Source organism: Streptomyces sp. NPDC087844 (assembly GCF_044742785.1).
GTDB lineage: Bacteria > Actinomycetota > Actinomycetes > Streptomycetales > Streptomycetaceae > Streptomyces.
The window spans coordinates 76,304-102,470 of sequence record NZ_JBIUVD010000012.1 but is presented as its reverse complement, the minus strand read 5'-3'; the positions used below and the strand labels follow the sequence as shown (position 1 = coordinate 102,470).

At 69.2% G+C, this 26,167-nt stretch carries 19 protein-coding genes and 2 tRNA genes; 2 read left to right on the top strand and 19 right to left on the bottom strand.

Features of this window, described 5'->3' with window-relative positions:
* Nucleotides 1-48: 48 nt before the first annotated feature.
* The 12 genes from ACIOKD_RS23540 to ACIOKD_RS23485 form a co-directional block, all read right to left on the bottom strand.
* Nucleotides 49-1,413 (bottom strand): hypothetical protein, encoded by a 1,365-nt coding sequence (locus ACIOKD_RS23540; protein WP_402087572.1) that lies wholly within the window; start codon nucleotides 1,411-1,413, stop codon nucleotides 49-51.
* Nucleotides 1,414-1,531: 118 nt separating this feature from the next.
* On the bottom strand, nucleotides 1,532-3,499 hold the full coding sequence (locus ACIOKD_RS23535; RefSeq protein ID WP_402087243.1) for a TIGR03960 family B12-binding radical SAM protein: 1,968 nt from the start codon (nucleotides 3,497-3,499) through the stop codon (nucleotides 1,532-1,534).
* 197 nt (nucleotides 3,500-3,696) lie between these two features.
* Complete coding sequence (locus ACIOKD_RS23530) at nucleotides 3,697-5,211, bottom strand: CHAD domain-containing protein (protein ID WP_402087240.1); 1,515 nt, start codon at nucleotides 5,209-5,211, stop codon at nucleotides 3,697-3,699.
* Between the two features lie 108 nt (nucleotides 5,212-5,319).
* Nucleotides 5,320-6,519 carry a rod shape-determining protein RodA gene (gene rodA / locus ACIOKD_RS23525; protein ID WP_402087238.1) on the bottom strand — a complete coding sequence of 400 codons (1,200 nt, stop codon included), beginning with the start codon at nucleotides 6,517-6,519 and terminating at the stop codon, nucleotides 5,320-5,322.
* The gene (mrdA, locus tag ACIOKD_RS23520; protein WP_402087236.1) at nucleotides 6,516-8,774 is read right to left on the bottom strand and encodes a penicillin-binding protein 2; all 2,259 of its coding nucleotides are present in this window, start codon (nucleotides 8,772-8,774) and stop codon (nucleotides 6,516-6,518) included. The genes rodA and mrdA overlap by 4 nt, the downstream gene beginning before the upstream one ends.
* Complete coding sequence (mreD, locus tag ACIOKD_RS23515) at nucleotides 8,771-9,442, bottom strand: rod shape-determining protein MreD (protein WP_402087234.1); 672 nt, start codon at nucleotides 9,440-9,442, stop codon at nucleotides 8,771-8,773. The genes mrdA and mreD overlap by 4 nt, the downstream gene beginning before the upstream one ends.
* A gap of 14 nt (nucleotides 9,443-9,456) precedes the next feature.
* The gene (gene mreC, locus ACIOKD_RS23510; RefSeq protein ID WP_402087231.1) at nucleotides 9,457-10,401 is read right to left on the bottom strand and encodes a rod shape-determining protein MreC; all 945 of its coding nucleotides are present in this window, start codon (nucleotides 10,399-10,401) and stop codon (nucleotides 9,457-9,459) included.
* 239 nt (nucleotides 10,402-10,640) lie between these two features.
* Nucleotides 10,641-11,660, bottom strand: a complete 1,020-nt coding sequence (locus tag ACIOKD_RS23505) for a rod shape-determining protein (protein ID WP_383684754.1) — start codon at nucleotides 11,658-11,660, stop codon at nucleotides 10,641-10,643.
* 407 nt (nucleotides 11,661-12,067) lie between these two features.
* The gene (gene ndk / locus ACIOKD_RS23500) at nucleotides 12,068-12,481 is read right to left on the bottom strand and encodes a nucleoside-diphosphate kinase (RefSeq protein ID WP_402087226.1); all 414 of its coding nucleotides are present in this window, start codon (nucleotides 12,479-12,481) and stop codon (nucleotides 12,068-12,070) included.
* Between the two features lie 681 nt (nucleotides 12,482-13,162).
* Nucleotides 13,163-13,507: a DUF4233 domain-containing protein gene (locus tag ACIOKD_RS23495; RefSeq protein ID WP_402087224.1), complete on the bottom strand. Its 345-nt coding sequence runs from the start codon at nucleotides 13,505-13,507 to the stop codon at nucleotides 13,163-13,165.
* A 3-nt stretch (nucleotides 13,508-13,510) separates the two neighbouring features.
* Nucleotides 13,511-15,016 carry a bifunctional folylpolyglutamate synthase/dihydrofolate synthase gene (locus tag ACIOKD_RS23490; protein ID WP_402087221.1) on the bottom strand — a complete coding sequence of 502 codons (1,506 nt, stop codon included), beginning with the start codon at nucleotides 15,014-15,016 and terminating at the stop codon, nucleotides 13,511-13,513.
* Nucleotides 15,017-15,258: 242 nt separating this feature from the next.
* Complete coding sequence (locus ACIOKD_RS23485) at nucleotides 15,259-17,889, bottom strand: valine--tRNA ligase (RefSeq protein ID WP_402087218.1); 2,631 nt, start codon at nucleotides 17,887-17,889, stop codon at nucleotides 15,259-15,261.
* Between the two features lie 134 nt (nucleotides 17,890-18,023).
* On the opposite strand from ACIOKD_RS23485, the gene ACIOKD_RS23480 reads away from it, so the two are divergent.
* Nucleotides 18,024-18,986: a hypothetical protein gene (locus ACIOKD_RS23480; RefSeq protein WP_402087215.1), complete on the top strand. Its 963-nt coding sequence runs from the start codon at nucleotides 18,024-18,026 to the stop codon at nucleotides 18,984-18,986.
* Nucleotides 18,987-19,066: 80 nt separating this feature from the next.
* Here ACIOKD_RS23480 and clpX read toward each other — a convergent pair whose 3' ends face one another.
* From clpX to ACIOKD_RS23455, 5 genes are all read right to left on the bottom strand, one after another.
* Nucleotides 19,067-20,353: an ATP-dependent Clp protease ATP-binding subunit ClpX gene (clpX, locus tag ACIOKD_RS23475; protein ID WP_402087213.1), complete on the bottom strand. Its 1,287-nt coding sequence runs from the start codon at nucleotides 20,351-20,353 to the stop codon at nucleotides 19,067-19,069.
* A 160-nt stretch (nucleotides 20,354-20,513) separates the two neighbouring features.
* A complete protein-coding gene (locus ACIOKD_RS23470; protein WP_402087211.1) occupies nucleotides 20,514-21,194 on the bottom strand; it encodes an ATP-dependent Clp protease proteolytic subunit in 681 nt (226 codons plus the stop codon).
* A 99-nt stretch (nucleotides 21,195-21,293) separates the two neighbouring features.
* Nucleotides 21,294-21,899 carry an ATP-dependent Clp protease proteolytic subunit gene (locus ACIOKD_RS23465; RefSeq protein ID WP_402087569.1) on the bottom strand — a complete coding sequence of 202 codons (606 nt, stop codon included), beginning with the start codon at nucleotides 21,897-21,899 and terminating at the stop codon, nucleotides 21,294-21,296.
* A gap of 465 nt (nucleotides 21,900-22,364) precedes the next feature.
* Nucleotides 22,365-23,783: a trigger factor gene (tig, locus tag ACIOKD_RS23460; protein ID WP_402087209.1), complete on the bottom strand. Its 1,419-nt coding sequence runs from the start codon at nucleotides 23,781-23,783 to the stop codon at nucleotides 22,365-22,367.
* A gap of 188 nt (nucleotides 23,784-23,971) precedes the next feature.
* A tRNA-Pro gene (locus tag ACIOKD_RS23455) sits at nucleotides 23,972-24,048 on the bottom strand.
* Nucleotides 24,049-24,202: 154 nt separating this feature from the next.
* On the opposite strand from ACIOKD_RS23455, the gene ACIOKD_RS23450 reads away from it, so the two are divergent.
* Nucleotides 24,203-24,273, top strand: a tRNA-Gly gene (locus tag ACIOKD_RS23450).
* A gap of 77 nt (nucleotides 24,274-24,350) precedes the next feature.
* On the opposite strand, the gene ACIOKD_RS23445 is transcribed toward ACIOKD_RS23450, so the two are convergent.
* Both ACIOKD_RS23445 and ACIOKD_RS23440 read right to left on the bottom strand, forming a co-directional pair.
* Nucleotides 24,351-25,199: an alpha/beta fold hydrolase gene (locus tag ACIOKD_RS23445; protein ID WP_402087207.1), complete on the bottom strand. Its 849-nt coding sequence runs from the start codon at nucleotides 25,197-25,199 to the stop codon at nucleotides 24,351-24,353.
* Nucleotides 25,200-25,512: 313 nt separating this feature from the next.
* Nucleotides 25,513-25,707, bottom strand: a complete 195-nt coding sequence (locus tag ACIOKD_RS23440) for a hypothetical protein (RefSeq protein ID WP_107016269.1) — start codon at nucleotides 25,705-25,707, stop codon at nucleotides 25,513-25,515.
* Nucleotides 25,708-26,167: the final 460 nt, after the last annotated feature.

Below are 26,167 nucleotides of genomic sequence, written 5' to 3'. Positions count from 1 at the left end.
CGCGGGTGCGGGCGGCGGGCCTTCGGGCTGTCGCTTGCCCAGTGTCGTTCAGTCCTTCGTGAGTGCGGTCGTACTACTACCTAGAGTACGTGTGTCGGCGCCCGTGTGTTCCCTTCGGGAGGGGCCGGGCGTGCTCCGCAGGGGCCCACCGGGCTCGACCAGGCGTACCGGCTCCGGCTCGGAGCGAGGTCCTGCCAGTGGTACGGGCCCGGGTTCGCGCGGTGCGCCGAACAGCGCGCGCCGGATGTCGGCCCTGGTCTGCCGTGCCGTCTCCCGGGCGCTCGTCAGGGCCTGCCGGGTGACGCGGCCCACGCTCCGCGCGGCCTGAGCCGCGGGCTTGAAGAAGACGTCACGCACGAAGTGCCCCATCGGAGTGAGAACACTCCCGTACGCCCACCGCACCGGCTCCACGAAGATCCACCGGAGGAGTCGTCCGAGGAAGCGGCCGACGGCGAGGGACACGTGTCCGGCGACGCGCCACGCGTGCCCCAGGGCCTCGCCGATCTCCCGCGCGATGACGGCGATGCCTCGTCCGACCGGTGCGAGGACCCAGCGCCACAGGGCGACGGCGGGTACGACGAGGATCCACCGCAGGAGGGTCCCGACGGCCTTGCCGAGCCAGACCACCACGGCCCACAGCCCGCGGCCGACCCATGTCATGCCGGCCCACAGCCCTCGACCCACCCACGTCACGGCGGCCCACAGTCCCCCGCCGACCCAGGTGATGCCCGCCCACAACCCGCGGGCAATCCACACGACTCCCGCCCACAGTCCACGCGAGACCCACACCAGCCCGGACCACAGCCCCGCGGCGACCCACGCGACACCTCGCCCGGTCGGCGCGAGCAGGGCCCGGTACAGCCAGCCCGCCGGGGTGAGCACCGCCATCCGCCACAGCCAGGCGCAGCCGGCTCCGAGCCCCCGCAGCGTCCACACGATGCCGTGGCCGAGGGGCGTCAGCAGCCGCTCGTACAGCCAGCGGGCGGGGACGACCAGCAGCACGGGCCCGAGCCAGGCCAGTGCCCGGCCCACCGGCACGGCCACGTAACGCCACAGCCCCACCCACGGCCAGACGAACAGGAGCATGCACAGCCACTTCAGCGCGTACCCGAGGCCGGTGAACAGCCATGCGACGAGGGTCGCGACGCCGTCCAGCAGCCACACGAGGGCCCGTCCGACCGGCGCGAGCACCCACATGAGCGCGCGGCCGAGCGGCCGGAACAGCGTGTCGTCGAGGAGCCGGCCGCAGACGACGAGCGCGTCCCAGGCCATCCGTACGGGCACGATCAGCACGAACACCACGATCCGCACCGGGATGCGGACGGCGACGGTGAGACATCCCTCAGGAGCGGCGTCCCGCTGCCGCGCGGGCATCACGGGCGGCGCGGGCTGCGGCGACTTCTCCAGGTCCATACCCATACGGACGCGTCAACTGTCCGTATGGATGCACGAACGGTCCGGGAACGAAGCGTTCGTGCATGCTCGCCCCGGATCACGCCCGTCCCGGATCACGCCCGTGTTCGAACCCGTTTCAGTGGCTGTGCCCGCCGGCCGTGGCGGTCGCGGCGTTCTTGACCGTCAGCGGCAGCAGCTTCTTGCCGGTCGGGCCGACCTGGATGTCGAGGTCCAGTTGCGGGCACACCCCGCAGTCGAAGCAGGGTGTCCAGCGGCAGTCCTCGACCTCGGTCTCGTCGAGCGCGTCCTGCCAGTCCTGCCAGAGCCACTCCTTGTCGAGGCCCGAGTCGAGGTGGTCCCAGGGCAGGACCTCCTCGTAGGTGCGCTCGCGGGTGGTGTACCAGTCGACGTCCACACCGAAGGCGGGGAGCGTCTTGTCGGCGCACCGCATCCAGCGGTCGTACGAGAAGTACTCGCGCCAGCCGTCGAAACGGCCGCCGTCCTCGTAGACGGCGCGGATGACGGAGCCGATGCGGCGGTCGCCGCGGGAGAGCAGGCCCTCCACGATGCCGGGCTTGCCGTCGTGGTAGCGGAAACCGATGGAGCGGCCGTACTTCTTGTCGCCGCGGAGCTTGTCGCGGAGCTTGCCGAGCCGTGCGTCCGTCTCCTGCGCCGACAGCTGCGGGGCCCACTGGAACGGCGTGTGGGGCTTGGGGACGAAGCCGCCGATGGACACCGTGCAGCGGATGTCGTTCTGGCCGGAGACCTTGCGGCCCTCGGCGATCACCCTCGTCGCCATGTCGGCGATCTGGAGAACGTCCTCGTCCGTCTCCGTCGGCAGGCCGCACATGAAGTACAGCTTGACCTGGCGCCAGCCGTTGCCGTACGCCGTCGAGACGGTCCGGATCAGGTCCTCTTCGGAGACCATCTTGTTGATGACCTTGCGCAGGCGCTCGGAGCCGCCCTCGGGGGCGAAGGTCAGGCCGGAGCGGCGGCCGTTGCGGGTCAGTTCGTTCGCCAGGTCGACGTTGAACGCGTCGACCCGGGTGGACGGCAGGGAGAGGCCGACCTTGTCCTCCTCGTACCGGTCCGCGAGGCCCTTGGCGATGTCGCCGATCTCCGAGTGGTCCGCCGAGGACAGGGAGAGCAGGCCCACCTCCTCGAAGCCCGTCGCCTTGAGGCCCTTGTCGACCATCTCGCCGATGCCCGTGATGGAGCGCTCACGGACGGGGCGGGTGATCATGCCCGCCTGGCAGAAGCGGCAACCGCGGGTGCAGCCGCGGAAGATCTCCACCGACATGCGCTCGTGGACGGTCTCGGCGAGGGGCACGAGGGGCTTCTTCGGGTACGGCCACTCGTCCAGGTCCATGACCGTGTGCTTGGACACGCGCCACGGGACGCCCGACTTGTTGGGGACCATGCGGCCGATACGGCCGTCGGGGAGGTACTCGACGTCGTAGAACGCCGGGATGTACACGCCGCCCGTCTTCGCGAGGCGGAACAGGACCTCCTCGCGGCCACCGGGCCGGCCCTCCGCCTTCCAGGCGCGGATGATCTCGGTCATGTCCAGCACGGCCTGCTCGCCGTCGCCGATGATCGCCGCGTCGATGAAGTCGGCGATTGGCTCGGGGTTGAAGGCGGCGTGGCCGCCGGCCAGCACGATCGGGTCGTCGAGACCGCGGTCCTTCGACTCCAGCGGGATGCCGGCGAGGTCGAGCGCGGTCAGCATGTTCGTGTAGCCCAGCTCCGTGGAGAAGCTCAGCCCGAACACGTCGAAGGCCTTCACGGGCCGGTGGCCGTCGACCGTGAACTGGGGGACGCCGTGCTTGCGCATCAGCTCCTCCATGTCCGGCCAGACGCTGTACGTGCGCTCGGCGAGGACGCCCTCACGCTCGTTCAGGACCTCGTAGAGGATCATGACGCCCTGGTTGGGCAGTCCGACCTCGTACGCGTCCGGGTACATGAGCGCCCAGCGGACGTCGCAGTCCTCCCAGGGCTTGACCGTGGAGTTGAGCTCTCCGCCGACGTACTGGATCGGCTTCTGCACATGCGGGAGCAGAGCTTCGAGCTGTGGAAAGACCGACACAGCGGTTTCGGCAGACATCTCACGAACCTTTGCGAGCCGACAGGGGATGACTTTCCAGCCTAACGTGCCTGCGGGCACGCCCCGCCCGGCCGCCCGAGCACTCCACTGGACGTGCCGCAGCGGGCCGTGGCGCGTCCGCGGGTCCGTTGTGGCCGGCCGCGCAGTTCTCCGCGCCCCTCGGAGCGCCCTTGGCGGGCGCCCCTTGCGGGGGCTCCCTAGACGGTCGTCCCGTTCCTGATCGTCTCCCACGTCCCCGGCAGATCGGCCTCCGCCGATGCGGCGACGCGCTCCTCGCGGCCGTACAGGACCCCGTATGTGAAGGCGTTCTCGGCTGCCTCGTGGGCCTGGGCCGCCAGGTCGCGCAGGGCCTGCCTGGCCATCACGCTGTCCTGGTGTCCGCCGAGCAGGCCCTGGAGGGACTTCATGTCGCTCACCAGGCTCTTCGCGGGTTCTCCGAGGACGGGAGCGGCGAGTTCGGCCGCGTAACGGGTGCGCTTGGTCTTCTTGCGGGCCTCGTGGACCGCGAGGTCGCGGTCCTCCCCGGGCGGCAGGTCGACGGCCCGCCCGACCAGGCCGGACAGCTTGTCGAAGTCCTTGCGCACCGCCTTGGTGACCGCCTTCCCCGTGGTGTCCGCGGCGGCCTCCCGCAGCGGCGGGGTGGCGAGCAGCGCGTCGAGGGAGACGAGGAGGTTCAGATAGCGACCGCCGTCGAGGACCGCGATCAGGCGGCGCCGGGAGCCGGACCGGCGGGCGTGCGCCCAGGTGCGCAGCCGGCCGCGGACGGGGCCGGCGAGCAGGGCGCGCGGCAGTCCGGCGAGGGCCGCCGTCAGCCGCTCGGTCAGGACCTCCTGGTCGCGGTCGACGCCCAGCTCCCCCGCCAGCCACTTCAGTTCGTCGCGGATCGGGTCGGTGACATCCCGATCCAGCACGTTGCCGTACGAGTGGAACGTGCTGCGCAGCCTGCGGGTGGCGACCCGCATGCTGTGCACGGCGTCGAAGACGTCCCGGCGGACGGCGGGGTCCAGTTCGACGATCGCGTCGCGCTGGGCACGGACGTACGCGAGGACGTGGTCGCCCGCGGTGACCGGTGCCGCCGCCACGACGGCCTCCTTGCGCGCCTTGCGGCCCGTCTCCCCCAGCGCCCTGACCAGCTTTGACGCCGACTTGGAGCGGGAGACGCCGGCCTTGCGCAGTTTCTTCTCGACCTTGTCCAGGAAGGCGGGGTCGCCGTCGTCCGCCAGCTCGACCTCGATCTCGGTCCACCGGGCGGTGCCGTCGCCGCCGCTGAGCCGCTCGGCCCGTACGCGGTCGACGCTGACCTCGGCGAGCAGGCCCCCGGACCCGTCGACGAGGTGGCGGACGTCCCGGGCGGACAGCAGCCGTACGACGGGGACCAGTTCGGCGTCGCGCACCCGGGAGCGGACCAGTCCGGCGAGGGCAGGGGGCACGGTGTCGGACAGCGGGGCGCGGACCTCGTCCCGTACGCCGTCGGAGACGGGGAGTTTCAGATGCCAGCCCGCGTCGTCGCCGCCGGTGCGGCGGCGCAGGGTGAGCGACGCGGCGGCGAGGCGTTGGTCGGCCGTGTCGTAGTAGGTGGCGTCGAGTTCTGCGACGCCCTTGTCGATGACGGCCGAGACGCCCGGCACCCGCGTCAGATCCGGCAGATCCGACAACCCGGCATTCTCATCGGCTTCGTACTTACGCTCGATCTCACGCTTGATGTCCGCCATGACCTGAATTTAGGCCCCGTAAGGGGTGCGGGGAACTTCGCGCTCAGTCAGGAACGACCCGCACGCGAATAAACCACCGCGCCCCTCCGGCTCGACCCGGTGGAACGGCTACGCCGACATGGGCCGCTGCACCCTGATCGACTGCAACAGACCCACCGCCACCCACACCGCGAACATCGACGACCCACCGTACGAGACGAAGGGCAGCGGCAACCCCGCCACCGGCATGATTCCGAGCGTCATCCCGACGTTCTCGAACGACTGGAAGGCGAACCACGCGATGATCCCGGCGGCCACGATCGTCCCGTACAGCTCCGTCGTCTCGCGGGCGATGCGGCAGGCCCGCCACAGGACGACGCCCAGCAGGACCAGGATGAGCGCGGCGCCGACGAAGCCGAGCTCCTCGCCCGCGACCGTGAAGACGAAGTCGGTCTGCTGCTCGGGCACGAACTGGCCGGTGGTCTGCGAGCCCTTGCCGAGGCCGGTGCCGAACAGTCCGCCGGAGCCGATCGCGATGCGCGCCTGGTTGGTGTTGTAGCCGACACCCGCCGGGTCCAGCGCGGGGTTGGCGAACGCGGCGAAGCGGGCGATCTGGTACTCGTCGAGGATCTTGAGCTGCCAGACCGCGATCGCCCCGAGCGCGCCGGCCCCGATCAGGCCGAAGATCCAGCGGTTGGAGGCGCCGGAAGCGAGCAGCACACCGAGCACGATGATGACCATGACCATGACCGAACCGAGGTCGGGCATGAGCAGGACGATCAGTATCGGTACGACGGCCAGGCCGAGCGCCTGCACGACCGTGCGGTGGTCCGGGTGCGGTTTGTCGCCCGCGTCGACCCGGGCCGCGAGCAGCATCGCCATGCCCAGGATGATCGTGACCTTCACGAACTCGGAGGGCTGGAGCGAGAAGCCGCCGCCGACGATGATCCACGCGTGGGCGCCGTTGACGGTCGCGCCGAGCGGGGTCAGCACCAGCAGCACGAGGAAGACGGAGAGCCCGTACAGGATCGGTACGGCCGTGCGCAGGGTGCGGTGGCCGAGCCAGACCGTGCCGATCATCAGGCCGAAGCCGATGCCCGTGTTGAGCAGATGCCGGAACAGGAAGTAGTACGGGTCGCCCTGGTTGAGCTCGGTGCGGTTGCGGGTCGCCGAGTAGACGAGGGCCGCGCCGATGAGGGAGAGCGCGATGGCCGCGAACAGTATCGGCCAGTCGAGCCTGCGGGCCAGCGAGTCACGGGCGAACACCCGTGTCCAACTGGCGCGCTCGGGCCCGTATCCGGAGACGGAGAAGCCGCTTCCGCCGGTCATACGAGCGACCTCCGCCTCTTCTTCGAGCGGCGCGCCGAGCGCCTGCGGGTGTCCCGGTTGGTACCGGTGCCGGTGTTCGGCACGGTGGCGGCCGGGTTGTCGCCCGCCACCTGCTGCTGCCCTTCCCCGGTCGCCTGCTCCTCCGCCTTGGGCGGGTACACCTCGGCCTTCGGGGAGTCGATCGACCCGTCCTTCTGGACCTTCGGCAGGTTCTTCTGCGGCGTGTAGAGCAGCGCCTTCTTCTTGTCGATCTCGCCGTCCTCGGAGACCCCGTACAGCGCGTTGTAGATCTTGCGCACGGCGGGGCCCGAGGCGCCGGAACCCGTACCGCCCTGGGAGATGGTCATGATGACCGTGTAGTCCTTGGTGTACGTGGCGAACCACGAGGTCGTCTGCTTGCCGTAGACCTCGGCCGTACCCGTCTTGGCGTGCATCGGGATCTCGTCCTGCGGCCAGCCGCCGAACCTCCAGGCGGCCGTACCGCGGGTCGCGACTCCCGCGAGGGCACCGTCTACCTCGTCGCGGGTCTTCTTCGTCATCGGCAGCTTGCCGTGCGACGTGGGCTCGATCTCCTGGACGGTCCTGCCGTCCGGGCTGACGATCGCCTTGCCGACGGTCGGGTTGTACAGCGTGCCGCCGTTGGAGATGGCCCCGTAGATCGTCGCCATCTGTATCGGTGTGACGAGGGTGTCGCCCTGGCCGATCGAGTAGTTGACGGAGTCACCGGCGCGCATCCGGTTGCCTTCGAGGCAGTTCTCGTACGCGATCTGCTGGGCGTACGAACCACCCTTCTTGCCGTACTTGCACCAGGCGTCCTTGTTGGCCTTCCAGTAGTCCGACTTCCACTTGCGGTCGGGGACGCGGCCGGCGACCTCGTTCGGCAGGTCGATGCCGGTCTCCTTGCCGAGGCCGAACTGGTGGGCCGTCTTGTAGAACCAGTCCTTCGCGTTCTTGTTCGGCTTGATGCCGCCGTCCTTCTTCCACTCGGCGTGGGAGAGGCCGTAGAAGACGGTGTCGCAGGAGACCTCAAGGGCGCGGCCGAGGCTGATCGGGCCGTATCCCTTGGACTCGAAGTTCTTGAAGACCTGGCCGCCGATGGAGTACGAGGCGGCGCACTGGTAGGGGCCGTCGAAGGAGTAGCCCGCGTTTATGGCGGCGGCCGTCGGGATGACCTTGAAGATCGAGCCGGGGGCCGACTGGCCCTGGATCGCGCGGTTCAGGAGCGGGTAGTTGGAGGCCTTGCCGGTCAGCTCCGTGTAGTCCTTGCCGGAGATCCCGCCCACCCAGGCGTTCGGGTCGTAGGACGGGTTGGACGCCATGGACACGACCCGGCCGGTCTTGGCCTCCATGACGACCACCGCGCCGGAGTCGGCCTTGTAGTTCTCGCCGGTGTTCTTGTCGAACTCGGTGCGGGCGACCTTCATCGCCTCGTTCAGTTCGTACTCGGCGACGCGCTGGACGCGGGAGTCGATGCTGGTGACGACGTTCGCGCCGGGCTGGGCCTCGTCGCTCTCGGCCTGGCCGATGACCCGGCCGAGGTTGTCGACCTCGTAGCGGGTGACGCCGGCCTTGCCGCGCAGCTGCTTGTCGTACTGGCGCTCCAGGCCGGAGCGGCCGACCTGGTCGGAGCGCAGATACGGCGAGTCGGTGTTCTCGGCCTTGGTGATCTCCTCGTCGGTGACGGGCGAGAGATAGCCGAGGACCTGGGCGGTGTTGGCCTTGCCGGGGGCGGCGTAGCGGCGCACGGCCTGCGGCTCCGCGGTGATGCCGGGGAAGTCCTCGGCGCGCTCGCGGATCTGCAGGGCCTGCTTGGGCGTGGCCTCGTCGGTGATGGGGATCGGCTGGTAGGGCGAGCCGTTCCAGCACGGCTGCGGCGTCTTCGCGTCGCACAGCCGGACCTTGTCCCGTACGTCCGCGGCCTTCATGCCGAGGACGCCCGCGAGCTTGGCGAGGACGGCGTCGCCGTCGTCCTTCATCTTCAGCAGGTCGGTCCGGGAGGCGGAGACCACGAGCCGGGTCTCGTTGTCGGCGATCGGCACGCCCCGGGCGTCCAGGATCGAGCCGCGCACGGCGGGGCTGACGACCTGTTGGACGTGGTTGCCCGACGCCTCCTTGGCGTACTCGTCGCCGTTGCGGATCTGGAGGTACCAGAGGCGTCCGCCGAGGGTGCCGAGGAGGGACAGTACGAGGATCTGGATGACGATGAGCCGGATCTGGACCCGCGGGGTCCGGCCGGTCTCAGGAATGTTGGTCACAGTCGCTTGACCCCCTTGATGCGTCCCGCCCGGGCCATCCGTGCCCTGGCGGCCTTGACTCTCAGTCCGCCGCGCTGGCTGCCGATGCGCAGGCCCGTGCCGGAGCTGATCCAGCCCGCGGCGACGTCGGTGGACTTGCCGGAGCCGCCGGTGTCGGCGAGCGGATCGCTCTCGGCGCGCCGGGCCAGGGCCATGATGCCGGGGACCACGAACGGGGCGAGCAGCAGGTCGTACAGGGCGGCCGTGAAGAGCAGGCTGCCGAGGCCCACATGGCGGGCGGCGGTGTCGCCGACGAGGGCGCCCACTCCCGCGTACAGGAGGGTGGAGCCGATCGAGGCGGCCACGACCACGGCCATGGGGCCCGTGGCGGACTTGAGTTGGCCGTTGTCGGGCTTGGCGAGTCCGGCGAGGTAGCCGATGACGCACAGCACGAGGGCGTAGCGGCCGGCGGCGTGGTCGGCGGGCGGGGCCAGGTCGGCGAGCAGGCCCGCGCCGAAGCCGACGAGGGCGCCTCCGACGTGGCCGTAGACCAGGGCGAGGCCGAGGACGGTGAGCAGCAGGAGGTCCGGCACGGCGCCCGGCAGGTGCAGCCGGGCCAGGACACTGACCTGGACCACCAGGGCGACGATCACCAGTGTGGCGGAGAGCAGCATTCGGTTGAAGCGCATGGGGAAGTCAGCTCCTACTGCTCTTGCTGCAGGCCGTCGGCGGGCACGTCGGCCGAGGGTGTGACCGTCACCGTCACGGTCGGCCTGGGTGTTGGCTTGGGTTTGGGCGGCAGCACCTCGTCGCGCGGGTCCTTGCGCGGGGCCTGGACGACGACACCGACGACATCGAGCTTGGAGAAGGAGACGAACGGCGTGACGTAGATGGTGCGGGTCAGGTCGCCGCCGGACGGGTCGACGCGGGAGACCAGGCCGACGGGCACGCCGGGTACGAACGGCTTGTCGGCCTGGGAGCCGAAGGTGACAAGACGGTCGCCCTTCTTGATCTTGGCCTTGCCGTTGAGCAGTTCCACGCGCAGCGGGCGGTCGCCCTGGCCCGAGGCGAAGCCGAGTTCGTCGGTGGACTCCATGCGCGTACCGACCGTGAAGTCGGGGTCGTTGGCGAGCAGGACCGTGGCGGTGCCGGGGCCGACCGTGGTGACGCGCCCGACCAGTCCGTCTCCGTTGAGGACGGTCATGTCGCGCTTGATGCCGTCGTTCGCGCCGACGTCGATGGTGACGGTCCAGGAGAAGCCCTGGGCCGCTCCTATGGCGATGACCTCGGCGCCCTTGATGCCGTACTGCCCGGCGCCCGCCGTCTTGAGCATCTTGTCGAGTTGCGCGCCGCGGCTGCGGTTGCGGTCGTCGCTGCCCAGTCTCGCCTTCAACTCGGCGTTGTCGCGCTCCAGTCGCGTGACGCGGTCGTGGCGGTCACCGGAGTCCTTCACGGCCTGGATCGCGTTGCCGACGGGGTCGACGGCGGTCGACACCCCGTCCTCGATCGGGCCGAAGACCGTGGCGGCGCCACGGCGGGCGCCGTCGACCGGGGAGTCCTCGCCCCCGCGGATGTCCACCGTGATCAAGGCGAACGCGATGGCGATCAGCAGCACCAGGAGCAGCCGGCTCTCTCGTGTGTCCCTCACGTGCGACGGCCGTGCCTTCCTCGTCGGAATTCATGTATGGCTCACCCAACAGGGCCCCGAGGGCCCTGAAGGTCCTGGGGAACCCCGGAAAACCCCGGAAACCCCGAAGAACCCCAGAGCGCCCGACCGGCGCCCGACCGGGCGGAACCCGCGGATGGTATGGGGGAGCTTATGCCTCGATATCGACGATCCGCCGTACGAGAAGGGCTCATCTCGTACGGCGGAATCGAAGAGTTACGTCATCTGCGCGGCTGGGCGTCCAGCACCTGCTGGAGCGCCTCGAATTCCTCCACGCACTTGCCGGCCCCGAGCGCCACGCTGTCCAGCGGGTCCTCGGCGATGTGGATCGGCATGCCCGTCTCGCGCCGCAGCCGCTCGTCGAGGCCGCGCAGCAGGGCGCCGCCGCCGGTGAGCACGATCCCGCGGTCCATGACGTCGCCGGACAGCTCGGGCGGGCACTTGTCGAGGGTGGTCTTGACGGCGTCGATGATCGAGTTGACCGGTTCCTCGATCGCCTTGCGGACTTCGGCCGCCGAGATCACGACGGTCTTCGGAAGGCCGGAGACCAGGTCCCGACCGCGGATTTCGGTGTGTTCGTCATTGTCGAGGTCGTACGCGGAACCGATCGTGATCTTGATCTGTTCGGCCGTCCGCTCACCGAGGAGGAGCGAGTACTCCTTCTTGATGTGCTGGATGATCGCGTTGTCCAGCTCGTCGCCGGCGACCCGGATGGACTGTGCCGTGACGATTCCGCCGAGCGAGATGACCGCGACCTCGGTGGTGCCGCCGCCGATGTCCACCACCATGTTGCCCGTGGCCTCGTGGACCGGCAGGCCGGAGCCGATGGCCGCGGCCATGGGCTCCTCGATGATGTGCACCTGGCGGGCGCCGGCCTGGGACGACGCCTCGATGACGGCACGGCGCTCGACGCCCGTGATACCCGAGGGCACGCAGACGACGACGCGAGGACGGGCAAGGTAGCGCCGCTTGTGGATCTTCAGGATGAAGTAGCGGAGCATGCGCTCGGTGATCTCGAAGTCGGCGATGACACCGTCCCTCAGCGGCCGCACGGCAACGATGTTGCCCGGCGTCCGCCCGATCATCTTCTTCGCTTCCGCGCCGACCGCGAGGATGCCACCGGTGTTGGTGTTGATCGCGACGACGGACGGCTCGTTGAGTACGATCCCGCGACCCCTGACGTACACCAGCGTGTTGGCGGTCCCGAGGTCGACAGCCATGTCACGGCCGATGAACGACATTGAGTTCCCCATCAGGATTCGTCTGGCCTTCCCAAGTGGAGCTTTTGATGGCTTTTCAGGATGGCGAGGGTGAGCGCTGTGACGTGAAGGCTTCCATCGTAGTCTCGCCTGCACGAACACTGCGCGAGGGTCTTCGCCATTGTCAGCAGATGACGCGCCGCCTCGCTTCTGGAGACGGGCCATCGGGGGCACGCGTTCCCCCGATCGGCACGCATATGCCCGCAGACGGCCCTCATTGTGCGTCCCATGGTGTGCGGGCCGCAGGTCAGACGCTACCTGCCTGACAAAACTTCAGGGCATTTTCGCTTCACAAGATTTTCACCACGGACCGGGTCGCCGCGGCCCGGAGGGGGAAGCCGCCTCCGAATGAGACGGCCCCGCCCGTCGGACCGGTGCCGGCCGCGCGCCTACACCAGACCGGGGAAGAAGATCTTCAGCTCGCGCTCGGAGGACTCCTCGGAGTCCGAGGCGTGGATCAGGTTCTCGCGGACGATCACACCGAAGTCACCACGGATGGAGCCCGGGGCGGCGGCGATCGGGTCGGTCGGACCCGCGAGCACCCGTACACCCTCGATGACGCGCTCGCCCTCGACGACCAGCGCCACGACCGGGCCGGACGCCATGAAGGTGACCAGCGGCTCGTAGAAGGGCTTGCCCTTGTGCTCGCCGTAGTGCTGCTCCAGCGTCTCCTGGTCCAGCGTGCGCAGCTCCAGCGCGGTGATCTGCCAGCCGGCCTTGCGCTCGATACGGCTGATGATCTCGCCGGTCAGGCCGCGACGGACCGCGTCGGGCTTGAGAAGGACGAGGGTGCGCTGGCTCACGGTGGTGGCTCCTTCAGGTCACAGATGTGCGGATGACGAGGCTACAGGGCGTGTTCCTGGGGGCTCCGCCCCCGGCCCCCTTCGCGCTCGCGCGCTCGTCCTCAAACGCCGGACGGGCTGAAAGACAGCGGACGCGCTGAAGGATTCCGGCCGGGCGGAGGATCCGCGGCCGGGCTGAAGAGACGGCGTGGACCCAGACCCGCCACTTCTCAGGGGCGCGGGGTAGCGAGGGCGCAGCCCCCCGCCACTTCTCAAGGGCTCGGGGTAGCGCGGGCGCAGACTCCCGCCTCTCTTCAAGGGCTCGGGGTGGCGCGGGCGCAGCCCCCCGCCTCTCTTCAAGGGCTCGGGGTGGCGCGGGCGCAGTCCCCCGCCTCTCTTCAAGGGCTCGGGGTGGCGCGGGCGCAGCCCCGCCGCTCAGGGGCGCGGGGAACTGCGCGACCAGCCCTCACCGGACCCGCACCCGTGAGGCCCGGGGAACCAAAGGGCCCGGTAAACCAGGGCCCCGGGAATCTGGGGCCCTGCAATCTGGGAGCCCGGAGAACCACCAGAAGGCCCGGGGTATCAGGGGCCCGGGGGACCAGGGGGACCAGGGGGTCCGGGGGGTCCGGGGGGGGGACCAGGGGGTCCGGGGGGGCCGGGGGGACCGGGGGGACCGCCCCGAGGCAGCGACGGAACCCCGGACTACCCACCCACCCCCGCCTGCGCGGCGAACCGCGCCTTCGCCTCCTCCACCTTCCGCCCGTAGTGCACCGAGGCCCACCACAGCGCGGCGAAAACCGCGCCGAGGAAGAACATCACCGGCACCACGAACCCACTCGCGATCAGCAGCACCTGCAGACCCCAGCCCAGCTGGACACCCCCCGGCCGCGTGATCACCCCGCACAGGAGCAGACACAGCACCATCGCGATCCCGCTCACCGTCCAGACCGTGGTCATGGACAGATCGGGATCCTTCATCGCCACGAGTCCGGCGAACCCGACCACGAAGAACTCACCGATCAGCGTCGAAGCACACAGCGTCCGCACGGCTCAGCCCCTTCCCAGCAGCAGCCGGGCCTCGCCGACCGTGATGACGGAACCGGTCACGAGGACGCCGCCGCCCGCGTACTCGGCCTCTTCCTCGGCCAGCGTGATCGCGGCCTCAAGCGCGTCGTCCAGCCGGGGCTCGACCTGCACGCGGTCGTCCCCGAACACCTCGACGGCGATACCTGCCAGCTCGTCCACGTCCATCGCGCGATGGCTGGCGTTCTGTGTCACGACGACCTCGGTGAGGATCGGCTCGAAGGCTTCGAGCAGCCCCCGTACGTTCTTGTCGCCGCTCGCCCCGACGACGCCGATCAGCCGGCTGAAGTCGAAGACCTCCTGCACCGCCTCGGCGGTGGCGCGGGCGCCCGCCGGATTGTGCGCGGCGTCCAGTACGACGGTCGGCGACTTGCGCACGACCTCCAGCCGTCCCGGCGAGGTGACCGACGCGAAGGCCTTGCGGACCGTGTCGATGTCGAGCGCCTCGGGCCGCTGCGACCCGACGCCGAAGAACGCCTCCACGGCGGCGAGCGCCACGGCCGCGTTGTGCGCCTGGTACGCCCCGTGCAGCGGGATGTACACCGCTTCGTACTCCCCGCCGAGACCGCGGAGCGTCAACAGCTGCCCGCCGACCGCGACCTGCCGGCTCATCACGCCGAACTCAAGCCCTTCGCGGGCCACGGTGGCATCGACGTCGACGGCTTTCTTCAGGAGCACCTGCGCGGCGTCGACGGGCTGCTGGGCGAGGATCACCGTCGCACCCTGCTTGACGATCCCGGCCTTCTCCTTGGCGATCTCCCCCGGGGTCTCGCCGAGCCGGTCCGTGTGGTCCAGATCGATGGGGGTCACCACGGCGACATCCCCGTCGATCACGTTGGTGGCGTCCCAGCTGCCGCCCATCCCGACCTCCACGACGGCCACGTCGACGGGCGCGTCCGCGAAGGCCGCGTACGCCATGCCCGTGAGCACCTCGAAGAAGGAGAGGCGGAACTCCTGGGCCGCGTCGACCATCTCGACGTACGGCTTGATGTCCTGGTACGTCTCCACGAACCGCTCGGCCGGGATGGACGCCCCGTCCAGGCTGATCCGCTCGGTGATGGACTGGACGTGGGGCGAGGTGTACCGGCCGGTGCGCAGCTCGAAGGCGCCGAGCAGGGCCTCGATCATGCGGGCGGTCGACGTCTTGCCGTTGGTCCCGGTGATGTGGATCGAGGGGTACGCGCGCTGCGGCTCCCCCAGTACGTCCATGAGCGCGGAGATCCGGGCCACGGAGGGCTCCAGCTTGGTCTCGCCCCACCGCGTGGCGAGCTCGGTCTCGACCTGGCGCAGCGCCTTGTCGGCCTCCGGGTCGTCCGGGCGCCCGGGAATGTCGGACTGCGGCGCCGGGCCCTGCGTACGCAGGGTGCGGCTGCCGGCCTCGATCACGGCGAGATCGGGATCGCGCTCCGTCTCGGCCTCGACGATCGCATCGAACGGATCGGACCCACTGCTGTCCTGCGGAAGCTCACTCACCCCCCCAGTCTACGGAGCCCGTCGCCCACTCCTTTCAGAGGCGCAGCCCTTGCCAGGGGCGCGGGGAACTGCGCGACAAGCCCCCACCGCCCGGTAGCCGACGAACGCGGCCCGCCGGAAGGGCGCAGCCCTTCCCAGGGGCGCGGGGAACTGCGCGAACGCCCCACCGGCCCGCACCCGGCAGAAAACCGAGGGCCCCGGAACCGCACAGGCCAGTTCGGTTCCGGGGCCCTCGAAAACACCTACGCCTGCGGCAACGCGTCCAGCTGAGCCGAAAGCCGCACGATGTCCTCCTCGGCCTTGGCGAGCCGCCCCCGGATCTTGTCCACCACCTGATCCGGCGCCTTGGCGAGAAACGCCTCATTGCCCAGCTTGGCGTTCGCCGCGACCTTCTCCTTCTCGGCGGCGGCCAAGTCCTTCGCGAGCCGCTTCCGCTCAGCCCCCACATCGATCGTCCCGGACAGGTCGAGCGCGACGGACGCCCCAGCGACCGGCAACGTCGCAGTCGCAGAGAAGTCGTCCCCCTCCGGCTGCAGCCGCAACAGCTGCCGGATGGCGGCCTCGTGCGGAGCGAAAGCGGTCCCGTCGAGGCTCAGCCTCGCCGGCACCCGCTGCCCCGGCTGCAGCCCCTGATCGGCACGGAAGCGACGGACCTCCGTGATGACCTGCTGCAGCGCCTCGATCTCCCGCTCCGCACCGGCGTCCCGGAAACCGCTGTCCGCGGGCCAGTCGGCGATCACGACCGACTCACCGCCCGTGAGGGTCGTCCACAGCGTCTCCGTGACGAACGGCACGACCGGGTGCAGCAGCCGCAGTGTGACGTCCAGGACCTCGCCGAGGACCCGCTTGCTGACATCGGCCGCGGCCCCGCCCGCCATGAACGTCGTCTTCGACAGCTCGACGTACCAGTCGAAGACCTCGTCCCACGCAAAGTGGTACAGCGCGTCGGAGAGCTTCGCGAACTGGAAGTCCTCGTAGAACGCGTCGACTTCCGCGACGGTCTCGTTGAGCCGGGACAGAATCCACCGGTCCGTCGCCGACATCGCGGACGCGTCCGGCAGGGGCCCTTCGACCGTCGCGCCGTTCATCAGCGCGAACCGCGTCGCGTTCCAGATCTTGTTGGCGAAGTTACGGGCCGCCTGGACCCAGTCCTCACCGATCGGCACGTCCGTACCGGGGTTGGCACCCTTCGCCAGGGTGAAGCGGACGGCGTCCGAGCCGTACTTGTCCATCCAGTCGAGCGGGTCGACGACGTTGCCGAACGACTTCGACATCTTCTTGCCGCGCTCGTCACGGACCAGACCGGTCAGCGCGATGGTCTTGAAGGGGGCCTCGCCGTCCATCGCGTACAGACCGAACATCATCATCCGGGCGACCCAGAAGAAGATGATGTCGTGGCCGGTGAGCAGGACGTCGGTCGGATAGAACTTCTTGAGGTCCGGGGTCTGTTCGGGCCAGCCGAGCGTGGAGAACGGCCACAGGCCGGACGAGAACCAGGTGTCGAGGACGTCCGTGTCCTGCTTCCACCCCTCGGCCTCGGTGCCGGGCGGCTGCTCGTCGGGGCCGACGCAGACCGTCTCGCCGTTCGGGCCGTACCAGATCGGGATGCGGTGGCCCCACCACAGCTGACGCGAGATGTTCCAGTCGTTGAGGTTGTCGACCCAGTCGAAGTACCGCTTCGACATGTCCTCGGGGTGGATCTTCACCCGGCCGTCGCGGACCGCGTCACCGGCGGCCTGCGCGAGCGGGCCGACCTTGACCCACCACTGCAGGGACTGCCGCGGCTCGATGGTGGTGCCGCAGCGCGAGCAGTGCCCGACGCTGTGGACGTACGGACGCTTCTCGGCGACGATCCGGCCCTGCGAGCGCAGCGCGCCGACCACGGCGGAACGGGCCTCGTAGCGGTCGAGTCCCTCGAAGGGGCCGTGGACGGTGATGACCGCCCGCTCGTCCATGATCGTGAGTGGCTCCAGGCCGTGGCGCTGCCCGATGGCGAAGTCGTTCGGGTCATGGGCCGGGGTGACCTTGACGGCACCCGTGCCGAACTCGGGGTCGACGTGGCTGTCCGCGACGACCGGGATGGTGCGGTCGGTCAGCGGGAGCTTGATGCGCTTGCCGACGAGGTGGCGGTAGCGCTCGTCGTCGGGGTGGACGGCGACGGCGGTGTCACCGAGCATGGTCTCGGCGCGCGTGGTGGCGACGACGAGGGTCTCGTCACCCTCCCCGTACGTGATGGAGACGAGCTCGCCGTCGTCCTCCTGGTGGTTCACCTCGATGTCGGAGATGGCCGTCAGACAGCGGGGACACCAGTTGATGATCCGCTCGGCGCGGTAGATCAGCTCGTCGTCGTACAGCTTCTTGAAGATGGTCTGGACGGCCTTGGACAGCCCTTCGTCCATGGTGAACCGCTCACGGTCCCAGTCCACACCGTCCCCGAGCCGGCGCATCTGGCCCAGGATCTTGCCGCCGTACTCCTCTTTCCACTGCCAGACGCGCTCGACGAACTCCTCGCGCCCGAGGTCCTGCCGCGACTTGCCCTCCTCGGCGAGCTGCTGCTCGACCTTGTTCTGCGTGGCGATACCGGCGTGGTCCATGCCGGGAAGCCACAGCGCCTCGTACCCCTGCATGCGCTTACGCCTGGTCAGCGCGTCCATCAGCGTGTGCTGGAAGGCATGCCCCAGGTGCAGGGACCCGGTGACGTTCGGCGGCGGGATGACGATGGTGTACGGCGGCTTGTCGCTGTTCGCGTCGGCGGCGAAGTAACCCCGTTCGACCCAGCGCTCGTACAGCTTCCCCTCTACCTCGGCCGGCGCGTACTGGGTCGGCAGTTCGGGGGTGTCGGCTGGCGGCTGCTGCTGAGCGTTGTCGGTCACCCGGTCAGTTTAGAGGTGTCACAGGCTTGCTCCGAAACTCGATTACTTGGTAACGGTGCGGCCCCCGCCGCTCCGACGCCCCCCGGCCTGGGTGAGGATGTTCGGAACACATAAGTACCTGGAGGGGAACCCAGATGAGCTACAACCAGCCGGGCCCGTACGACGGGCAGCCGCAGCAGCCCGGACCGTACGGTCAGCCGGGTCCTTACGGCCAGCAGCCGCAGGCCCCCCAGCCCGGCTACGGCTACCCGCAGCAGGCTCCTGGGCAGCAGCCCGGCTACGGGTACCCCCAGCAGGCCCCTCCCGGAGTCCCGCCGCAGCAGCCCGGCCACGGCCAGCAGCCGCCGTACGGTCAGCAGCCGCCCGGCGCCCCCTACGGAGCCCCGATGCCGCCGGCGCCCGGCGGGGGCAAGAAGAAGACGGGCCTCATCGTCGGCGCGGTGGCGGTCGTGGCCGCGATCGCGGTCGGCGCGTACTTCATCATCGGCGGCAGCGGCGGCGGTTCCGCGGACGTCACGGACGACGGCCCGCACAAGCTGACGACGCCGGCGACGGTGCTCACCGAGTACAAGAAGAGCAAGTCGGCCGACAGCGGCGGCTTCGACGAGAGCGACATCAAGAAGGCCGAGAAGCACGGCGTCAAGGGCGCCAAGGACGTGAACGCGGGGTACCAGGCCGGGGACGAGAACAACCCGCTCGCCCTGCAGATGATCCAGTTCATGGGCGTGTACGGCGAGATCGACGACCCGGAAAAGGTCGTCGACGCCATGTTCGTCGACATGAAGGAAGGCTCCGAGAAGGACGACGCGGACGAGGGCGAGGTCGTCGGCAGTCCCAAGAGCTACTCGCCCAGCGGTCTCGACGGCGCGGTCCTGAAGTGCCAGGAAACCAAGATCACGAACGACGACGCCACGGGTGACGCGGCCTCCGGTCCGTCCTCGATCAGCATGCCGGTGTGCATCTGGGGCGACCACAGCACGCTCGGCGTCATCATCAACATCGACATGGCCAACGCCATGGCGGGCAAGGGCGCCGACCTCCAGGCCGCCGCGGAGCTGACGGCCAAGTTCCGCAAGGAAGTCCGCGTCAAGCTCTGAGCGACGCGACACGCGCGACGGCGAAGGGCCCCGGTCATCGACCGGGGCCCTTCGCCGTGACTCGCGTTCGTGCGCGCCGCCTACGCGGTCTTCTGCTCGCCCGGTCCCCGGCCCCGCGCGTCCCGCGGAATGAGCGTCGGGTTCACGTTCGAGCGGACCACCTCCGAGGTGATGACGACGCGGGCCACGTCCTTGCGGGACGGGACCTCGTACATCACCGCCTGCAGGACCTCTTCCATGATGGCGCGCAGGCCGCGCGCGCCGGTCTGGCGGAGGATGGCCTGGTCCGCGATGGCTTCGAGGGCCTCGCGCTCGAAGTCCAGCTCCACGCCGTCCAGTTCGAACAGCTTCTGGTACTGCTTCACCAGCGCGTTGCGCGGCTCCACCAGGATCTGGAGGAGGGCCTCGCGGTCGAGGTTGTGGACCGAGGTGATGACCGGGAGGCGGCCGATGAACTCGGGGATCATGCCGAACTTCACCAGGTCCTCGGGCATGACGTCCTCGAAGCGGTCCTTCGCCTCAAGTTCCTTCTTGGAGCGGATCGTCGCGCCGAAGCCGATGCCCTTGGCACCCGCACGGGACTCGACGAGCTTCTCCAGGCCCGCGAAGGCGCCGCCCACGATGAACAGGACGTTCGTCGTGTCGATCTGGATGAACTCCTGGTGGGGGTGCTTGCGTCCGCCCTGCGGAGGCACGGAGGCCGTGGTGCCCTCCAGGATCTTGAGCAGTGCCTGCTGGACGCCCTCGCCCGACACATCGCGCGTGATCGACGGGTTCTCGCTCTTACGAGCCACCTTGTCGATCTCGTCGATGTAGATGATGCCGGTCTCGGCCTTCTTGACGTCGTAGTCCGCCGCCTGGATCAGCTTCAGCAGAATGTTCTCGACGTCCTCGCCGACGTAACCCGCCTCCGTCAGCGCCGTCGCGTCCGCGATGGCGAACGGGACGTTCAGCATGCGGGCCAGCGTCTGGGCGAGCAGCGTCTTGCCCGAGCCCGTGGGGCCGAGCAGGAGGATGTTGGACTTCGCCAACTCGATGGCGTCCTCGCGGTTCTGACCCGCGGTGTGCTCGCCGGCCTGGACCCGCTTGTAGTGGTTGTACACCGCCACCGAGAGGGCCTTCTTGGCGGACTCCTGGCCTACGACGTACCCCTCAAGGAACTCGTAGATCTCGCGAGGTTTGGGAAGTTCCTCCCAGCGCACCTCGCTCGTCTCCGCGAGCTCTTCCTCGATGATCTCGTTGCAGAGATCGATGCACTCGTCGCAGATGTACACACCAGGGCCTGCGATGAGCTTCTTGACCTGCTTCTGGCTCTTGCCACAGAACGAGCACTTGAGCAGATCGCCGCCGTCACCGATGCGTGCCACGGTGTGCTTCCCCTTCGCCTGGGAGACGCCTGGGTACAGCGGCTCCTGGTGCTGCCTTATGTCCGACGGTACCTTGCCGAGCCCTCCGTTCGGGCCCCCCTTGGCGCGGTTCACTTTGTCGCGAACCGCGTCAAGGAGCAGCAGACGATACAGCGATGCGTCACGCGACCGCGGCGGTGTTCATCTTCCGGGTCGAGATGATCTGGTCGATCAGGCCGTACGCGAGGGCGTCCTCGGCCGTGAGGATCTTGTCGCGCTCGATGTCCTCGCGGACCTTCTCGATCGGCGTCGTCGAGTGCTTGGCCAGCATGTCTTCCAGCTGACCGCGCATCCGGAGGATCTCGTTGGCGGCGATCTCAAGGTCCGACACCTGGCCGCGGCCGGTCTCGCTGTAGGGCTGGTGGATCAGCACACGCGCGTTCGGAAGTGCCATGCGCTTGCCCGGCGTACCGGCCGCCAGGAGGATCGCGGCGGCCGAGGCGGCCTGACCCATGCAAACAGTCTGGACGTCCGGCTTCACGAACTGCATCGTGTCGTAGATCGCGGTGAGCGCCGTGAAGGAGCCGCCGGGGCTGTTGATGTAGACCGAGATGTCACGGTCGGGGTCCATCGACTCCAGGCACAGCAACTGCGCCATGACGTCGTTGGCGGAGGCGTCGTCGATCTGCACGCCGAGGAAGATCACGCGCTCCTCGAACAGCTTCGCGTACGGGTCGTACTCACGCACGCCCTGCGAGGTGCGCTCGACGAAGCGCGGGATGACGTAGCGGGACTCCGCGCGAGGACCCGTGTACTCGGCCTGCGCGCGGGCGTAGATCCCGCTGCCGGGGAAGTCGTTCACTGTGTCTCCTGAAGAGCCTGATAAGGGCTGGGGCGGTCGGCTGGGTGCTCGGAGGGGCTGGTGCCGGCCTGCGCCGGCGCCGGTCGGCGAGAGGCCGCCCTACGCCGCTCCGGTGCCGCCGCCGCCCGGCATCGCGGAAGCGGTGGGCATGATGTCGTCGATGAGGCCGTACTGCTTGGCCTCGACCGGGTCGAACCAGCGGTCCCGGTCCGAGTCGCGCGTGACCTGCTCCACCGTCTGGCCGGTGTGGAACGAGGTCAGCTCCGCCATCCGCTTCTTGGTGTGCAGCAGCCGCTCGGCGTGGATCTTGATGTCCGACGCGGAACCGGCGAGACCGGCCGAGGGCTGGTGGATCAGGATCTCCGCGTTCGGCAGCGCGAAGCGCTTGCCCGGAGTGCCCGCGCTCAGCAGGAACTGGCCCATGGAGGCCGCCATGCCCATCGCGATCGTCACCACGTCGTTCTTGATGTACTGCATGGTGTCGTAGATCGCCATGCCGGCGGTGATCGAGCCGCCGGGGCTGTTGATGTAGAGGAAGATGTCCTTCTCCGGGTCGGAGGCAAGGAGCAGCAACTGCGCGGTGATCTTGTTGGCGATGTCGTCGTCGACCGCCTGGCCGAGGAAGATGATCCGCTCGCCGAGCAGCCGGTTGTAGACCTGGTCGCCGAGGCCACCACCGATGGGGTCGCCGGCGGCTGTGGGCATCAGATTCGTCACGTATCCACCTGCTCGTCTTACGACGGCGCCGGGCCGTCTACACGTCTTCTGCTGGGGGCGTGGGACCCCGTGTGCGTGCCGTGTCGGACGGCTCCGGGGACTCCCCTGCCCTCGTACTCATGGACCCTAACGCGCGGGTCCCTCCGGGGAATCCCGCAGAAGGAACTGTTCGCTGTGAGCGCATGCGCTCCGCCGGGTGAGCAGGGGTTACGGGTAGCCCCGTGGGGGGCGCGGGGAGCTGCGTGGCCCGCCCCCACCGGGCCGCGGACGCGTCTGCGTCCGGCGGCGGAGCGGCGGGTGCGGGTCGTGGTGGGTCGCCCGCGCGGTTGTCCGCGCCCCCTACGGGGCCCGTGGGCCCCAGGGAGGGCGCGGACCCGGGCCGCGGGGCCGGGAAGGGGCTACGGGCCCCCAGGACGTGTCCTGGGGGCCCGTAGCGCGTACTGCGAGGCCGGTTCAGGCCTCGGTCTTCTCCGGGGCCTCGGAGGCGGCCTCGGCCGCTTCCTCGGTCGAGTCCTCGGCGGAGGCCTCCGTGGAGGTCTCCGTGGAGGTCTCGTCCTCGTCCTCGTCGTCGAGGTCCACGACCTCGCCGTTCGTGTCCTTGACGGTGGCGGCCTCGACGACCACGGCAAGAGCCTTGCCGCGGGCGACCTCGCCGACCAGCAGCGGAACCTGGCCGCCTTCGACGACCTGCTGGGCGAACTGGTCGGGCGACATGTTGGAGGAGGCCGCACGCCGCATGAGGTGCTCGGTGAGCTCCTCCTGGTTGACGTTCAGCTTCTCCTTGTTGACGAGCTCGTCCAGGACGAACTGCGTCTTGATGCCCTTGACCGCGGCTTCCTTGGTCTCGGCGTCGAACTCCTCGGCCGTCTTGCCCTGGATCTCCAGGTACTTTTCGAGGTCGAGGCCCATCTGGCCGAGCTGGTGGTGCTCCAGGTTGTGCTTGCGGGTGTTGATCTCGTCCTCAAGAAGCTTCTCGGGGACGGGCACCTCGACGAGCTCCAGCAGCTTCTCCAGGACTCGCTCCTGGGCCTGCGTGGCCTGGTCGTACTGCTTCATGTTCTCAAGGCGCTTGCGGCTGTCGGCGCGGAGCTCTTCGAGGGTGTCGAACTCCGACGCGAGCTGCGCGAAGTCGTCGTCCAGCTCGGGCAGTTCGCGCTTGGCGACCTGGGTGACCTTGACGGTGACCTCGGACTCCTTGCCGGCCGCCGAGCCGCCCTTGAGCTCGGAGGCGAAGGTGGCCTCGCCACCGGCCTCCAGGCCCTTCACGGCCTCGTCGATGCCGTCCAGCAGCTCACCGGAGCCGATGGTGTAGGAGACGCCGCTCGCGACGCCGTCCTCCAGGACCTCGCCGTCGACCTTGGCCTCCAGGTCGAGGGTGACGACGTCACCCTCCTCGGCGGCACGCTCGACGGGAGCGGTCGAGGCGAAGCGCTCGCGCAGCTCCTCGACGGCCTTGTCGATGTCCTCCTCGCCGACCTCGACGGCGTCGACCTCGACCTCGATGCCGGAGTAGTCCGGGATCTCGATCGTCGGGCGCACGTCGACCTCGGCGGTGAAGTTCAGCGTCTCGCCGTCCTTCAGCTCCGTGATGTCGACCTCGGGCTGGCCGAGGACGTTCAGCTCGGCTTCGTTGACCGCTTCGGTGTAGAGCTTCGGAAGCGCGTCGTTGACCGCTTCCTCAAGAACCGCACCGCGGCCGAACCGCTGGTCGATGATGCGGGCCGGAATCTTGCCCTTCCGGAACCCCTTCACCGTGACCTGCTGGTTGATCTTCTTGTACGCCGCGTCGAGGCTGTCCTTGAGCTCCTCGAAGGGCACCTCGATGCTGAGCCGAACCCGAGTCGGGTTCAGGGTCTCCACGGCGCTCTTCACGGTTCGGTCTCCTTGGGGGCTGACTTCTTTGGGTTCTACTGACGGTCTCCGCCGGATACGGCGGAGCCTCAGCGGACTGGCGGCCCTTGAGGGACGTAAAAATGCAGACACACGGGCGCGCAGTTTGCATACTAGCCGCAGCCGGTACACGCCCCAAAAAAGGTCATCTCGCCGGTGGTCCGGCACGGTGGTCGGGGTGGCGGGATTTGAACCCACGGCCTTCCGCTCCCAAAGCGGACGCGCTACCAAGCTGCGCCACACCCCGTCTGGTGCGACACGTAGGGTACATGCCCGCGGACCGTGCCACGCCCGCATTTCCCGGGGGCGTCGCCGCCCACCGGAACGGGGTGTGCGGCGAAGGGGTACGACCCGCTACGATGCTCCAGTGCCGCGGGTCACTGACCTGCGGGGCATGCTGTGCGGGCGTAGCTCAATGGTAGAGCACTAGTCTTCCAAACTAGCTACGCGGGTTCGATTCCCGTCGCCCGCTCTCACGGTTCAGGGCCAGCCGGAGGTTCATTCCTCCGCCTGGCCCTGACGCGTTTCCGATCGCCGGTCACTCGCCGGTCACTCGCCGAGGAACGTGAGCAGGGCCGCGAGGAGCCGGGCCGGAGCGTCCAGGGGGACGAGGTGGCCGGCGTCCGGGATCGTGCGCAGGCGGGCGCCGGGGATCAGGGAGGCCAGTTCCTCGCCCTTGGCGGGCGGGATCCAGGTGTCCCGCGCGCCCCAGCAGACGGTGACGGGCAGGTCCATCGAGGCGTACAGACCCTGGATCTCGTCGGTGTGGGCCTGGTCGGCCTGGGCGATCTGGCGGTAGAAGGCCGCCTGCCCGGCCTCTCCCGTCCAGGGGGCGACCAGTGCCGCCAGGACGTCGGGCCGTAGTCCGCGATGGCTCGCGGAGCTCACGTACTCACGGACCAGGGCCTCGTGCAGCGGGGGCGGGAGCTGTCCGAAGACGTCGGCGTGCCCGGCGACCAGGCGGAAGAAGGGTGAGCCCCAGGGCGCCAGCGCGACCGCGTCGACCAGCGCGAGGCGCCGGTACTCGGCCCCGTGGAGCAGGTGCGCGCGAAGGGAGACGCAGCCTCCGAAGTCGTGCGCGATCACCGAGGGCCTGGTGAGTCCCCAGACGTCGAGGAGCCCGGCGAACACCTCTCCCTGTGCCTTCAGTGAGACGTCCTGGCCCTCGCTCTTCGCGGAGCCGCCGTAGCCCGGCATGTCCCAGACATGGACCCGGTGTCCCTCGGCGGCCAGCGCCGGGGCGATCTCGTGCCACACGTACGACGAGAACGGGGTGCCGTGCAGCAGCACCACCGGAGGGCCGTCCTCCGGTCCGAGGCGGTCCCACCGGAGGGTCCCGATCGGGCTGTCCCACCTCTCACGCAACCGCCAGGCGGTCTTCCCGTCCACCCCATCCATACCGACGTGCTCCTTCGCTGGATTCCCGTGAGCCCTCAACCGCGCGCGCCATGACCCGTCAGAAGCCGTAAGGGGCGTACGAGGGGGATGTTCCGCGTTCCGCGCGCCGGGCGCCCGGTGCGGGGGCCCGAGCCCAGGCACGACCGCGGCAGTAGCAGAAGCAGAAGCGGTGGCAGTAGCGAAGACGGGGTGCCGATTCCGGGGTCGTCGGCGGGCCGGCCGTGCGCGGGTTCCGCCGGGCAACGGGTCCGGGCAGTCCCGCCCGTCCGCTCCCGCGCCGCGCGCCCATGGATCGCCGGGCCCGTGCACCCGCTCAGAACTGGATCGAGTTGATGGTCTCCGCTATCGAGTTGAGGAAGCGCTGGATGTCGTCCGCCATGCCTGTGGAGGCAAGGAAGAAGCCGAAGAGCACGGCGACTACCGCCGGCCCCGCCTTGATCGATCCACCCCGTATCAACACCACCAGGACGATCGCCAACAGCAGCACCACTGACAGCGAAATGGCCACAACTGATCACACCCTACGGTCGGTCCGCTCTCCCGGCCCGGAGGTGCAACCCCGCACACCCCCGCCAGAACCATCGTGCCACCAACAGGGCCGCCGTATGCGGCGGGTGAGGCATCCATCGGTCACCGGCGCGAACGGCCAGGCCCCGAACGGCAATTCGAGGTACCCCTCTCACGGGAAATATAGAAAGATCGTTTCCATGTCCACACACCTGTACACACAATCCGTTCGCAGGTAATTCGAATTGTTGGCACAGGCACACCCGCACCCCGCCGGACAGGGCACCAACAGGGCACTAAAGCCGACTCGATCGGACATTCCACCAGAGTCGCCCGCGGGTGGTATGCGACGTTTAGTCAGGATGAGTCAGGACGTAACGACCATGCCGAATGTGGCGCTCGCCACAGTCGTTGCCATGTCAACTTCACCAAATCCTGGGTAGCAGAGGGACGATAAGCAG

Bases quoted from the DNA above. Each gene is read 5' to 3' on its own strand.
- rodA (WP_402087238.1), bottom strand. From the start codon at position 6,519: ATGACCGGCGGAAGCGGCTTCTCCGTCTCCGGATACGGGCCCGAGCGC.
- ACIOKD_RS23465 (WP_402087569.1), bottom strand. From the start codon at position 21,899: ATGCCCACAGCCGCCGGCGACCCCATCGGTGGTGGCCTCGGCGACCAG.
- ACIOKD_RS23540 (WP_402087572.1), bottom strand. From the start codon at position 1,413: ATGGACCTGGAGAAGTCGCCGCAGCCCGCGCCGCCCGTGATGCCCGCG.
- ACIOKD_RS23480 (WP_402087215.1), top strand. From the start codon at position 18,024: ATGAGCTACAACCAGCCGGGCCCGTACGACGGGCAGCCGCAGCAGCCC.
- mreD (WP_402087234.1), bottom strand. From the start codon at position 9,442: ATGCGCTTCAACCGAATGCTGCTCTCCGCCACACTGGTGATCGTCGCC.
- ACIOKD_RS23445 (WP_402087207.1), bottom strand. From the start codon at position 25,199: ATGGATGGGGTGGACGGGAAGACCGCCTGGCGGTTGCGTGAGAGGTGG.
- ACIOKD_RS23535 (WP_402087243.1), bottom strand. From the start codon at position 3,499: ATGTCTGCCGAAACCGCTGTGTCGGTCTTTCCACAGCTCGAAGCTCTG.
- ACIOKD_RS23530 (WP_402087240.1), bottom strand. From the start codon at position 5,211: ATGGCGGACATCAAGCGTGAGATCGAGCGTAAGTACGAAGCCGATGAG.
- ACIOKD_RS23505 (WP_383684754.1), bottom strand. From the start codon at position 11,660: ATGTCGTTCATCGGCCGTGACATGGCTGTCGACCTCGGGACCGCCAAC.